At 65.2% G+C, this 12413-nt stretch carries 14 protein-coding genes; 9 read left to right on the top strand and 5 right to left on the bottom strand.

The window, feature by feature from the left end; genetic code table 11:
* Nucleotides 1-155 precede the first annotated feature (155 nt).
* Genes BH95_RS12770 through BH95_RS12785 form a run of 4 tightly spaced genes read left to right on the top strand, consistent with a single transcriptional unit; the run spans nucleotide 156 to nucleotide 3648 of the window.
* Complete coding sequence (locus tag BH95_RS12770; protein WP_170947450.1) at nucleotides 156-1121, top strand: ABC transporter substrate-binding protein; 966 nt, start codon at nucleotides 156-158, stop codon at nucleotides 1119-1121.
* A gap of 12 nt (nucleotides 1122-1133) precedes the next feature.
* Nucleotides 1134-2303: an ABC transporter ATP-binding protein gene (locus BH95_RS12775; protein ID WP_019665357.1), complete on the top strand. Its 1170-nt coding sequence runs from the start codon at nucleotides 1134-1136 to the stop codon at nucleotides 2301-2303.
* Nucleotides 2303-2968: an ABC transporter permease gene (locus tag BH95_RS12780; RefSeq protein WP_019665358.1), complete on the top strand. Its 666-nt coding sequence runs from the start codon at nucleotides 2303-2305 to the stop codon at nucleotides 2966-2968. Before BH95_RS12775 ends, BH95_RS12780 begins: the two co-directional genes overlap by 1 nt.
* Nucleotides 2965-3648 (top strand): ABC transporter permease, encoded by a 684-nt coding sequence (locus BH95_RS12785; protein WP_037141242.1) that lies wholly within the window; start codon nucleotides 2965-2967, stop codon nucleotides 3646-3648. Before BH95_RS12780 ends, BH95_RS12785 begins: the two co-directional genes overlap by 4 nt.
* Nucleotides 3649-3839: 191 nt before the next feature.
* On the opposite strand, the gene BH95_RS12790 is transcribed toward BH95_RS12785, so the two are convergent.
* The 4 genes from BH95_RS12790 to BH95_RS28290 form a co-directional block, all read right to left on the bottom strand.
* On the bottom strand, nucleotides 3840-5036 hold the full coding sequence (locus BH95_RS12790) for an NAD(P)-dependent malic enzyme (RefSeq protein ID WP_020113101.1): 1197 nt from the start codon (nucleotides 5034-5036) through the stop codon (nucleotides 3840-3842).
* Nucleotides 5037-5362: 326 nt separating this feature from the next.
* Nucleotides 5363-5611 carry a hypothetical protein gene (locus BH95_RS12795; RefSeq protein ID WP_019665361.1) on the bottom strand — a complete coding sequence of 83 codons (249 nt, stop codon included), beginning with the start codon at nucleotides 5609-5611 and terminating at the stop codon, nucleotides 5363-5365.
* Nucleotides 5612-5627: 16 nt separating this feature from the next.
* Nucleotides 5628-6242 carry a MarC family protein gene (locus BH95_RS12800; RefSeq protein ID WP_019665362.1) on the bottom strand — a complete coding sequence of 205 codons (615 nt, stop codon included), beginning with the start codon at nucleotides 6240-6242 and terminating at the stop codon, nucleotides 5628-5630.
* Nucleotides 6239-7090, bottom strand: coding sequence for a PHP domain-containing protein (locus BH95_RS28290; RefSeq protein WP_020113102.1), 852 nt, complete (start codon nucleotides 7088-7090; stop codon nucleotides 6239-6241). Before BH95_RS28290 ends, BH95_RS12800 begins: the two co-directional genes overlap by 4 nt.
* A 57-nt stretch (nucleotides 7091-7147) precedes the next feature.
* On the opposite strand from BH95_RS28290, the gene BH95_RS12805 reads away from it, so the two are divergent.
* The gene (locus tag BH95_RS12805) at nucleotides 7148-8245 is read left to right on the top strand and encodes a magnesium and cobalt transport protein CorA (RefSeq protein WP_026347831.1); all 1098 of its coding nucleotides are present in this window, start codon (nucleotides 7148-7150) and stop codon (nucleotides 8243-8245) included.
* Here BH95_RS12805 and BH95_RS12810 read toward each other — a convergent pair.
* Complete coding sequence (locus BH95_RS12810; RefSeq protein ID WP_019665365.1) at nucleotides 8242-8838, bottom strand: suppressor of fused domain protein; 597 nt, start codon at nucleotides 8836-8838, stop codon at nucleotides 8242-8244. The two genes, BH95_RS12805 and BH95_RS12810, sit on opposite strands and share 4 nt — an antisense overlap.
* A 33-nt stretch (nucleotides 8839-8871) precedes the next feature.
* Here BH95_RS12810 and BH95_RS12815 point away from each other — a divergent pair, with 33 nt between their 5' ends.
* From BH95_RS12815 to BH95_RS12830, 4 genes are all read left to right on the top strand, one after another.
* The gene (locus BH95_RS12815; protein ID WP_037141238.1) at nucleotides 8872-9588 is read left to right on the top strand and encodes a metallophosphoesterase family protein; all 717 of its coding nucleotides are present in this window, start codon (nucleotides 8872-8874) and stop codon (nucleotides 9586-9588) included.
* A complete protein-coding gene (locus tag BH95_RS12820) occupies nucleotides 9578-10435 on the top strand; it encodes a hypothetical protein (protein ID WP_019665367.1) in 858 nt (285 codons plus the stop codon). Before BH95_RS12815 ends, BH95_RS12820 begins: the two co-directional genes overlap by 11 nt.
* Nucleotides 10436-10545: 110 nt before the next feature.
* Nucleotides 10546-12048: an MFS transporter gene (locus tag BH95_RS12825; protein ID WP_033188062.1), complete on the top strand. Its 1503-nt coding sequence runs from the start codon at nucleotides 10546-10548 to the stop codon at nucleotides 12046-12048.
* Nucleotides 12049-12132: 84 nt separating this feature from the next.
* Nucleotides 12133-12408, top strand: coding sequence for a hypothetical protein (locus BH95_RS12830; RefSeq protein ID WP_019665369.1), 276 nt, complete (start codon nucleotides 12133-12135; stop codon nucleotides 12406-12408).
* Nucleotides 12409-12413: the final 5 nt, after the last annotated feature.

Below are 12413 nucleotides of genomic sequence, written 5' to 3' on the forward strand. Positions count from 1 at the left end.
AGTAGTTGTCGGTGGTCTGGTTTAACGTTTCGCACGCTGGGAACAGAGCCCTGCGAGAGAAATACTCCGGACAACCTTATGGCTAGACTCGCTCGAAGCACCATCCCGCATGCTCGGACAGCTCTGGAACAGGCTGAACGCGACGGCTGGACACGATGGAAGGATTCCTTGTGAAGATCACCCGAACTGCGCGCGCTGTCGCGGCCCTGTCGGTAGCGGCCCTCGCTCTCACTGCATGCGGCGGCGAGGACTCCGATCCGTTGTCCTCGGGCGGAGGTGACACCAATTCCGACCCCAATTCCATCGTGGTCGGATCGGCGAACTTCACCGAGTCGGAGATCATCGCCAACATCTACGCCGAGGTGCTGAAGGTCAACGGCTTCGACGTCAGCACGACCCTGAACATCGGCAGCCGTGAGGCCTACATCCCGGCACTGAAGGACGGCTCCATCGACGTGATCCCGGACTACACCGGTAACTTGCTGCAGTACCTCGATCCCGAGGCCACGGCAACGTCGGCGGACGACGTGGAAGCTGCGCTCCCTGACGCGTTGGGCTCGGACCTCGTCGTCGCAGACCCGGCGTCGGCGGAGGACAAGGATTCCATCGTCGTGACGAGGGAGACCGCCGACCGGTGGAATCTGACGTCCATCGCGGACCTCGCCCCCTACTCCGGTGAGATCAAGTTGGGTGCACCTCCCGAGTTCGCCGAGCGCACCTACGGCCTCCCCGGGCTGAGCGAGAACTACGGCGTGAACATCGATCCGGCCAACTTCGTGCCGCTGTCCGACGGTGGTGGCCCGGCCACGGTCCGCGCGCTGACCTCCGGCGAGGTCACGGCCGCCGACATCTTCTCCACATCCGCGTCGATCGCCGAGAACAACCTCGTCGTCCTCGAGGATCCGGAGTTCAACTTCGCCGCGCAGAACGTCATTCCCGTCATCAACGCGGGCAAGACGTCGGACAAGCTGACGTCGGTGCTGAACGCCATCTCGGACAAGCTGACCACCGAGGAACTGCTGGCGCTCAACCAGTCCGTATCCGGTGAGTCGAAGACAGAGCCTGCTGCTGCCGCACAGCAGTGGGTCACCGCACAGGGACTGGATACTCCGGTCTCCTAGAGAGAGCCGCACGTGATCACATTCGAGAACGTCACCAAGCGATACCCGGAAGCCGGGGGTCGTTCCGCAGGCTCCACTCTCAGCGGCACCACCGCGGTCGATTCGCTGAATCTGAACATCGAGGCCGAATCGTTCACGGTGTTCGTCGGGCCGTCGGGCTGCGGCAAGACGACGTCCATGCGGATGATCAACCGCATGATCACCCCGACGTCCGGGGTGATCACGGTGAACGGGAAGAACATCGCCGAGTCCGACGCGGTGAAGCTGCGGCGCGGTATCGGATACGTCATCCAGAGTGCGGGTCTGCTCCCCCACCGGACCGTCGTCGACAACGTCGCGACGGTCCCGGTGTTGCGGGGCACGTCGCGCCGCGCTGCACGAACCGCCGCACTGGGTGTCCTCGAACGTGTGGGGCTCGACCCTGCTTTCGCCGACCGCTATCCGGCTCAGCTGTCCGGTGGGCAGCAGCAGCGAGTCGGTGTCGCCCGTGCACTGGCTGCGGACCCACCCATCCTGTTGATGGACGAGCCGTTCAGCGCCGTCGATCCGGTCGTTCGCGAGGACCTGCAGACCGAAATGCTCCGGCTGCAGGCCGAGCTGAAGAAGACGATCGTGTTCGTCACCCACGACATCGACGAGGCCGTACGCCTCGGGGACCGTATCGCCGTCTTCGGGACGGGAGGCAGGCTTCAGCAGTACGACCGGCCGGAGGTCGTACTCTCTTCACCCGCAACGGATTTCGTGGCCTCGTTCGTCGGACGCGATCGCGGCTACCGCGGATTGTCCTTCCGCAGCGCCGACGCCGTTCCCGTGCACGACATCGACACCTCTCCGGTCGAGAAACTCGACGGCCTCCGGCTCGAGCAGGGCCAGTGGGTTCTCGTCGTCACGGCCGATCGTGCGCCGCTGGGTTGGATCGACGTCACCGGTGTCGAGGGCATCCGCGCCGGGCGCAGTGTTCAGGAAAGCACCGCGGCAGGCGGGTCGCTGTTCACCGTCGGAGGTGACCTCCGACAGGCGCTGGACGCAGCCATTTCGTCTCCGTCCGGAATCGGTGTCGCTGTGGACGAGTCGGGTGCGGTCGTCGGCAGTCTCGACGGCTCGGAAATTCTCGAGCATCTGGCGGCACAACGCCGCGCCGAGGACGAGGCGCGCAACGAGCACCACTTCGGGTCGCTCTGATGCGTTGGCTCGTCGACAATTTCGACGTCGTTCTCGACCTGACCAAGACTCATCTGTACCTGTCCTTGGTCCCCCTGCTCATCGGACTCGCAATCGCGGTCCCCGTCGGCACTCTGGTTCGCAACGTCTCGTGGATCCGCCGAATCACGTTGACGGTGGCCAGCATCGCGTTCACCATCCCGTCGCTCGCCTTGTTCGTGACCATCCCAGCCATCCTCGGCACCAGGATTCTCGACGAGATCAACGTCGTCATCGCTCTCGCCGTGTACTCCACCGCGCTCCTGATCAGAGTGGTCCCCGAAGCACTCGATTCGGTGCCGTTCGCCGTCGTCGACTCCGCGCAGGCGATGGGCTACACCTCGTTGCGCCGCGCGATCGGAGTGGAACTGCCACTGGCACTTCCGGTTCTCGTGGCAGGCATCCGCGTTGTCGCCGTCACCAACATCTCGCTCGTCTCCGTCGGTTCGGTCATCGGCATCGGCGGTCTCGGCCAGTTGTTCACCCAGGGGTACCAGCGTGACTACCCGGATCAGATCGTCGCGGGGATCATCTCCATCGTGTTCCTGGCGCTGATCTTCGACGCTGCGCTGTATCTGCTGGGGCGTCGACTGACGCCGTGGACCCGTATCGGAACGTCGGCAGGCAAGAAGCGAGCACGGGCATGAACATCTTCACCGACGCCTTCGCGTACATGACCGACCCGGCGAACTGGGAGGGCAGCACCGGAATCGGCGCACGGATCCTCGAACACATCTGGTACAGCTTCATCGCCGTCGTCGTCTCCTCGGCGATCGCAGTACCCGTCGGGCTGCTGATCGGGCACTTGCGCCGCGGCGAGGTGCTGATCGTCGGACTCGTCAACGCCCTTCGTTCGCTTCCGACGCTCGGCGTGCTCGTGTTCCTCGTGCTGCTCATCGGTCTCGGGCTCGTTCCACCGATCATCGCCCTTGTCCTACTGGGCATTCCGCCGATGCTCGCCGGAACGTACGCCGGAGTGGCGAACGTGAACGCAGACGTCGTCGATGCAGCACGCGCTATGGGCATGACCGAATTGCAAGTGTTGTTCCGAGTCGAGATCCCCAACGCGATGCCCTTGATTCTCGGCGGTCTTCGCAACACCACCCTGCAGGTCATCGCTACCGCGACCGTCGCGGCCTACGTCAACCTCGGCGGGCTCGGCCGCTACATCTTCGACGGTCTGGCGCTCTACAGTTACGACCGAGTTCTCGTCGGCGCCATCCTGGTTGCCGTGCTCGCACTCGTCGTCGACGGCCTCCTCGCCCTCGCGGTGTACGCGTCCGTGCCCGGCACCGGCCGGCTGCGTCGAACACCGAACCTGCACTAGCTCGACCAACGGCCACATTTCGTTCTAACCCTCACGCCGACAGTCCGGTTTCTGGAGCGAAAGAACCCTTCAGTCAGTCAGACTGACCAGACGCCACGTTCGCTCCGGCACCGGCCGGCTGACCCTACGCGGGAAAGCGCCCCGAACCACGGCCAGGTAAGGCGTGATTCGGGGCGCTTCGTTTCCCTGTCCTACGCGACACCCTCGGCTCGCGCTGCTGCCGCAACTGCGTCCGCAACGGCCGGGGCGACGCGAGGGTCGAGCGGGCTGGGCACGATTTTGTCCGCAGCCAGCTCGTCGCCGAGTACCGAGAGGATTGCCTCGGCGGCGGCGAGTTTCATGCCTTCGGTGATCCGTCGCGCTCCGGCGTCGAGTGCGCCTCTGAACACGCCGGGGAAGGCGAGCACATTGTTGATCTGATTGGGAAAGTCGCTGCGACCGGTCGCGACGATCGACGCGTACAGCGCAGCCCGTTCCGGATGAATCTCCGGGTCGGGGTTCGACAATGCAAAGACGATGGAGTGCGGCGCCATCGACGCGATGTAGCTCTCGTCGATCTTGCCCGCAGAGACCCCGAGGAACACGTCCGCGCCGACGAGCGCATCCCCTGCCCCACCGGACAGTCCACGCGGGTTGGTGCGTGCAGCGAGATCGACCTTGACGGCGTTCAGGTCACCGCGGTCGGCGGAGACGATGCCTCTAGAGTCCAGCACCACGACATCCGAGATACCCGCTGCGAGAAAGATGTTGGCACATGCGACTCCAGCGGCGCCCGCTCCGGAGATCACGATCTTCAGTTCGGAGGTACGTCGGCCCTGGAACTTCGCGGCGCCGTTGAGTGCTGCGAGCGCCACGATGGCGGTGCCGTGCTGGTCGTCGTGCATCACCGGGCAGTCGAGAGCCTCGACGACCCGCTTCTCGATCTCGAAGCAGCGGGGCGCAGAAATGTCCTCCAGATTGACCGCACCGAAACTGTGGCGGAGCCGGACGATGGTGTCGACGATCTCGTCGACATCGTTCGTGTCGAGAACGATCGGGATGGAGTTGAGGCCGGCGAACCTTTTGAACAGCGCCGCCTTGCCTTCCATGACGGGAAGCGACGCGCGTGGTCCGATGTCGCCGAGTCCGAGAACAGCCGATCCGTCGGTGATGACGGCGACGAGACGGTCGGTCCACGTGTACTGCTTCGCCAGCGAGGCGTCGGACGCGATCGCGCGGCTGACCTGCGCGACGCCGGGCGTGTAAGCGATGGACAAGTCCCGCTGCGTGTCCAACGGCGCAGTCAGTTCGACCGAGAGTTTTCCGCCGACGTGGCCGAGAAAGATGTCCTCGTCGGTGATGGCGGTCGGGTCGATGGCGTTGTCGATGGATTCGGTCACAGCAGTCACGTTAGTTGCCCCAGTCACGTAAAGACGCGTAAAAGCGTCGGGAAATCACGAAGATGGCGTGAGGCGGGTGACGCCGTCGCAGACAAGAGCCGGGCGCTGTGGCACCGCAGGCTGCACTGGTCGGTCAGTCTGCCACCGGGACCGCGTGATGCGCAAACATCCCGGCCGTCGACTGCGGTCCAGGACGGACTGAGCCCGCGGCGTCAGCCCCACCCGCGAGCGGAGCCTGCGGAGTGAGCCTGCGTCAGCCCCACCCGCGAGCGGAGCCTGCGGAGTGAGCCCGCGTCAGCCCCACCCGCGAGCGGAGCCTGCGGAGTGAGCCCGCGTCAGCCCCACCACTGTGTCCACAGCAGGATGCCGGCGACGGCGAGGACAAGTAGTGATGCGATGACGGAGACGGCGCGGCGTCGGTGATCCGCGAAGTGCTGGATCACGACGGCGCCGATGGCTGCGGCGATGTGCGCGGCGACGGATACTGTTCCCGGGCCGGGGAATCCCCGTTGGCTGCCGAGATACTGTGCGCCGGCGACGACGACGGCCAGTACGACGAGGCCCGCGGTGACGGCCCCACTCAAACCTCGTAGCAAACCGTCAGCCTCCTGTGATGAATCCGCGGACGGAGTCCGCGATGAGCTGGACCGCGATTGCGGCCAGCAGTAGACCTGCGATGCGGGCGAGCAGTGTGATGCCGCCTTCGCCGAGGATGCGGATGAGGACGGTCGAGAATCGGAGGACGAGGAAGAACACGAGGTGGATGGTCACGATTGCGAGTGCGACCGCGAGGAGGGATCCGACGTGTCCTTCGGCTTGGCTGACGTTGACGATCACGGCGGCGATTGCTCCCGGCCCGGCCATCAGTGGGGTTCCCAGAGGGACGAGTGCCACGTTGACGTCTTCGGCTTCGGCGCCGCCGCCGGCTCCGCGTCCGGTGAGCAGGGACAGCGCGATGATGAGCAGGAGCAGTCCTCCTGCGCCTTGCAGTGCGGGGATACCGATGTGCAGGTAGTTCAGGATGGCCTGGCCACCGATCGCGAACACGGTGATGACGGTGAGCGATACCGCCGGTGCCTGCCATGCGGCGCGGTTGCGTGCTTCCTTGCTCTTGCGTCCGACGAGGGAGAGGAACACCGGGATGGCACCGGGCGGGTCCATGATCACGAACAGGGTGATCAGGACGGTGAGGTAGAGGGTCGTGTCGAAGCTCACGACGGGACCGTCGACCCTGTCGCCGCGCGGAGGATGCGCTCGTACTGGTCCGGCGCGGTGGTGTGTTCTCCGAGCTTCAGGGGTTTGTTCGCTCCGTGGTAGTCCGACGATCCGGTCGCGATGATGCCGAGTTCGTCGGCGAGTTCGTGCATGAAGTGGGTGTCCGGCTCGTCGTGGTCGGCGTGGAAGACTTCGACGCCGCCGAGACCGTGCGGGACGAGTTCTCGGATGTGGTTCGGGTCGAGAATCCGTCCGCGTTTGCGTGCACGGGCGTGCGCGACGACGCTGACGCCCCCTGCCGCCGCGATCATCTCCACGGCCCGCTGGATCGGTGTGTCCACTTTGTCGACGTAGTACGGGCTGGTCGTCGACAGGTAGCCGTCGAACGCGTGCTGAACGCTGTCGACGGCGCCGAGGTCGACGAGGGCTCGGGCGAGGTGAGGCCTGCCTGCCGATTCGCCGGTGGCCGCGATGATGTCGTCGGGGACGATGCCTGGGATGTCAGCGGCTAGACGCTCGGCCATCAGCCGGATTCTGGCCGCTCGCTCCCCTCGAAGGCGGGCGAGTTCGTCGGCGAAGCTCGAGTCGTTCGGATCGAACAGGTAGGCCAGAAGATGCACCGGGACCGGCTTGCCGTCTTCCCCTCGGCCGACGCACGACATCTCCATACCGCGCACGACGGTCAGTCCGGTCGGGGCTGCATCGAGGGCCTCGTCCCACCCCGATGTGGTGTCGTGATCGGTCAGCGCGACGACGTCGAGTCCGGCGGTACGAGCGGCGCGGACCAGCTCCGCGGGAGTGTCGGTGCCGTCGGAGACCGAGGAGTGGGTGTGGAGGTCGATGCGCACGACAGCCAGTGTCTCAGGCGCACCGGGCGTTGGTATCGCAGGCGTACGATTCGCGCCATGCCGTCTCTACCTCCGAGGCCGTCGCTTCCGTCGCTCCACTCCCTGCGGCCGTCCAATCGTGGACAGGCAGCCGGACCGAAGGTTCCCGTACCCACCGCTCGCGCGATCGTCGATTGCGCGGTCTACGTCGACGGGCACCGGCTGCCGGGCAAGTACACGCATTCGGCGGCGATAGCCGAGGTCCGCAAGCGAGGGGAAGGCTTCGTCTGGCTCGGTCTGCATGCCCCGGACGAGGGTCAGATGGACGGTGTCGCGCAGTGCTACGGCCTCCACGAACTGATGGTCGAGGACGCCGTCCACGCGCATCAGCGTCCCAAGTTGGAGCGCTACGACGACGTGTTGTTCCTCGTTCTGCGCACCATCAGCTACGTCGAACACGAATCGGTGACCACGGCCAACGAAATCGTCGAGAGCGGCGAGATCATGGTGTTCCTCGGACGGGACTTCGTCATCACCGTGCGCCACGGCGAGCATTCGGGGTTGTCCGGTGTGCGGCGAACGCTCGAGAACAATCCCGAGCAGCTGGCTCTGGGGCCGTCGGCCGTTCTGCACGCCGTCGCCGACCACGTCGTCGACGAATATCTCGAGGTCACCGGCTCGATCGAGCGAGATGTCGACGTCATGGAGGAAGAGGTCTTCTCGCCTCACCATCACGTACCGATCGAGAACATCTATCTGCTCAAGCGTGAGGTCGTCGAACTTCGACGATCCGTCACGCCGTTGTCGACGCCGTTGAATCAGCTGGCTCAGAGCTCGGAGAACCCTGTCCCCAAAGCGGTTCGACGCTACCTGCGCGACGTGCAGGACCATCACACTCTGGTCGCGGAACGGGTAGCGGAGTTCGACGAGGTTCTGAGCTCGCTCGTCGACGCCGCGCTGGCGCGGGTGACGATGCAGCAGAACATGGACATGCGCAAGATCTCGGCGTGGGTGGCCATCGCAGCCCTGCCGACGATGGTGGCCGGCATCTACGGGATGAACTTCGACAACATTCCCGAACTGCATTGGAAGTACGGGTATTACATCGTCGTCGCCGTGGTGGCCGTGGCCTGCGTGGGATTGTTCGCGACGTTCCGCAAGAACGACTGGCTCTAGAGCGTCACGGCGGACCGGCTCGGGTCACGGACGTCGATTCCCGCTTCCGTCCACGCGTCGCGCAGGGCCTCGGCGCCGCGCAGCCGAACCCACGCCGCCTCGGTGCCCGTGATCGGCACGACATCGAGAAACTGGACCGGGTCGGCAGGCTCGGGCAGCTCGAGATCCTCGATGTCGCTGCGCCCGAGCAGCACCGCCGTGAACGGCGCACCCGCCCACAATGGTTCACCGAGATCCAGCAGAAGATCCTCGCGGAGCACGACACCCTCGACGGACGGCGTCGCGGCAAGCTTGGCCAGGTTCCGCAGGAAATCCTTGTCGATCCCGTCGAACACTCTGGTGACGAGAATCAGCTCGGCGCGAGGACCGCGGGTGGCGTCGGCGATCATCTCGCTCGGATCCGACATCGGATACCTCGAACAACCGAGCGTCACGAACCGGGCGAACTCGTCGCGTCGCGGGAAGAACGTCAACACGTCCAACGATTCGAGACCGAGGAACGTCACCGAGAACGGCGTCGGCTTCTCGTCTCCGATCGCGGCAAGCAGATGACTGCGTACCCGAGCTATGACACTGTCGCTCACGAAGTCCATCCAACACCACCGCTGCCCGGTAGCGTCGTCCGCGTGGTCTCTGTCCTTGCCGTCTCCGACGAAACGATCGAAAGCCTGTGGAGTTCTCAGGTGCGTTCACTGGACGTCGACCTCGTTCTCGGCGCGGGAGACCTCCCCTTCGACTACCTCGAGTATCTGACCGACGCCCTGAACGCGCCGTGCGTGTTCGTGCCGGGAAACCACGACGCCGACCTGACGGGCTACTCGGCCGGACGCGCCGGATGGATGCGGGCGGGACTGCCGAGCACCTGGCCGGGCCCCGTCGGCGCCGTCAACGCGGATCGTCGGATCGTGACCGCAGCGGGCCTTCGCATCGCCGGTCTCGGCGGGTCCATCCGCTACAACGGCGGACCCAACCAGTGGACCCAGCGCCAACAGAGGCGTCGGGCACGGACGTTGACACGGACCAAGACGTGGGCAGAGAAGGTCCGGGGCGACGACCGCGGCGTCGATGTACTGCTGACGCACAGTCCACCGTTCGGCGTCGGAGACGACACCGATCCCGCTCACATCGGATTCGAGTGCCTGCACGACACGGTGCAGTCTCTTCGACCGCAGGTTCTGCTGCACGGGCACATTCATCCGCACGGGCAGTCACCTCCGGATCTTCGACTGCACGACACAGCCGTCGTGAACACCGTCGGCTACACCTTGCTGGACATAGAACCCGGTGGAGGGGCTCGGGAGATCACAGCACCGACCATCGTGAGGCGACGCCATGGCACGTGACACCGGATTCCCCGCGGCCGACGCCGAGAACGACTTCACCCGTCAGCGTCGGCGTGCCGATGTGGCGCGTCTCGTCGGCTGGTTGCGTCGCCAACCCGACGACATCAACACGATCCTGCCGTTCGACGAGGTGGTCGCCGCGCTCGGCAAGGTCGGTGAACGCCAACTGGGTGTTCAGGTCATTCGTGTCGATTCGATCGTCGGCAGTGTCGACCGCACCCGGGACTTCGACCGGTTCTTCAGGCCGACGTCGGCTCGGATCAGGGAGCGGTGGCAGCGTCTTGCTGCGGCGCAGCGGCGAGGCGAGGCGATGCCGCCGATTCAGGTCTACCGCATCGGTTCCATGCATTTCGTGCTCGACGGCCATCACCGGGTGTCGATCGCGTTCGCGATGCACCGCACCACGATCGACGCGCTCGTCACGGAAATCGTCACCCGCATCTCCCCCGAAGGAATCACTCGGCGCGGTGACCTGCTGATCAAGGATCACCGACGGATTTTCCTGTCCCGGGTCCCCCTCGTCGGGAAGGCTCGTGAGGCCGTCACCGTGACCGACCCGTTCGATTACGCCGAGCTGAGCGAGTCGGTCGAAGCGTGGGGTTTCAGGTTGATGCAGGAGTTGGGCGAATTCGTGGACCGGGCGACCGTCGCGCGCCGATGGTTCGGTGAGGAGTTCCTGCCCGTCGTCAGGATGGTCCGGGCCGCCGACATTCTCGAGGGCCGGACCGACGCCGAGGCGTACATGTGGATGAGCCGAGAGCGGTACCGATTGGTCCGCGAACACATCTGGAACGACGAGATCGTGTCCGAGCTTCGCCAGCGCGCTCGCAGCTCGCGCACTCCGTAGAACACCGCTCGTCTTTCCCGGCGGGCACAAACCTGATAGTTACTTAGATGCACACATCAAACTTTTGGTCTTCCCTTTAGCTCTTGTGAAAAAGTAACGAGGTTTTCGTCATGCCCACCCAGGCTCGCACCGACGAGATCCACCCTGGACGCCTGCTGCTTCCCGGCCTCTGTTTCGTCGTCATGACACTTGCTGTCCTTCAGACGATGGTGGTCCCCATCATCGGCACGATCGGTACACAGCTCGGCGTCAGCACGACAGCGGCCGGTTGGGTCCTGACGGCCAACCTACTGGCCGCCGTCGTCGCGACCCCCGTCATCGGTCGCCTCGCCGACCTGCACGGCAAGCGACCCGTCCTCATCGCCGTCCTGGTTCTCGTGTTGCTCGGATCGCTCCTGGCCGCCGTCACCGAATCCTTGCCACTTCTGCTCGCCGGACGCGTCCTCCAGGGTCTGTCCTACGCGCTGTTTCCCATCTCCCTCGCTCTGCTGCGCGACGAAATGCCCCCGCGCCGCCTTGTCGGATCGATGGCCATTCTGTCCGGCACTCTCGGCGCGGGCGGTGGGTTCGGTCTCGTGCTCACCGGAGTCCTGACGGCCGACGGCGCGGACTATCACCGTGTGTTCTGGCTCACCGTCGCTTTCGTCGCCGCGGCGATCGCACTCGTCTGGTTCGGTGTTCCCACGCGCGCACGCACCGGAACCGGCTCGGTCGACTGGTGGGGTGCGATCCTGCTCGCGGCCGCACTGGTACTTCTCTTCCTCGCACTGACACAGGGCCGGTCGTGGGGTTGGGGATCGATTCCGACGGTTCTCTGCGCTGTCGGCGGCATCGTCGTCCTCGCCTGCTGGTGGATATTCGAGAACCGCATTGCCGCCCCGCTCGTCGCGCCGCGCATGCTGACCCACGGCCCACTGCTCGCAACGAGCGTCGCGACGCTGTTCGTCGGCATCGGCATGTTCGTCAACTTCCTGGCGTGCTCGTACTTCGTGCAGACACCGCGCGAGGTCGCCGGATACGGTTTCGGCGCCGACGTGCTGTCCGCCAGCGTCGTCTACCTGCTCCCCGGTGCCGCGGTGGGCGTCGTCGCGGCGACGTTGAGCGGTGGGCTGATCCGACGGTTCGGCCCACGGCCGGTTCTGATCGGCGGCGGCGCGATCGGCATCGTCGGATTCATCCAGTTCGCGTTGTTCCACGACACGACGTGGCAGGTGATTCTCGCGTCGTCGATCGTCAACGTCTTCGTGTCGCTGGCCTTCGCCTCGATCCCGAACCTGCTGATGGCCGAGGTCTCTCCGGCGGACACCGGCGTCGCGAACAGCGTCAACTCCATCGTTCGAACAGTCGGGACATCCATTGCGAGCGCGGTCCTGACGACGATGCTCGCCACCTACACGATCGCGAGTACATCTGTTCCTCGCGAGATCGTCTACACCGCAGCGTTCCTGGTCGGTGCACTCGCGTGCGCCATTGCGACCCTGTCCGCCTTCGCGATCCGCGTACCCCGCGCGACTCGGAGCACACTCACAGCAGCCTCCACGGTCGGAGGCGATTCCGAGCAGGCAAAAGCACGCGCATCCGCTGGTGAGCGCATCCTGGCAGAAGACTGCTGACGTTCTGGGAGTAGCCGCTTCTCCCTTTCGGACCCTTCCGTGCGTACCTAGATTCGAGTTGTACGCACACGAAAGGGAATCCGAATGAACGCTCGAAAGATTTTGTCCCGCACCGCTGTCACCGGGGTACTGGTTGCCGTTCCGCTCGTCGCGGTGGTGGGTACCGCCTCGGCCGATCCGATCCGTGACGAGCAGGGACATCAGCAGGCTCAGCCTCAATGGGAGCTTCCGCAGTTCCAGTTGCCGAATCTGGCTCCGGCTCAACCGGTCCCCGCGCCTGCCCCCGCCCCGGCGCCGACCGACATTCCGAACTTCGCGCCCGGGTTCTTCCAGGGCTTGTCCACCGGCTCGTCCCTGTAGCTCGC

It is taken from the genome of Rhodococcoides fascians A44A (genome assembly GCF_000760735.1).
Lineage (GTDB): Bacteria > Actinomycetota > Actinomycetes > Mycobacteriales > Mycobacteriaceae > Rhodococcoides > Rhodococcoides fascians_E.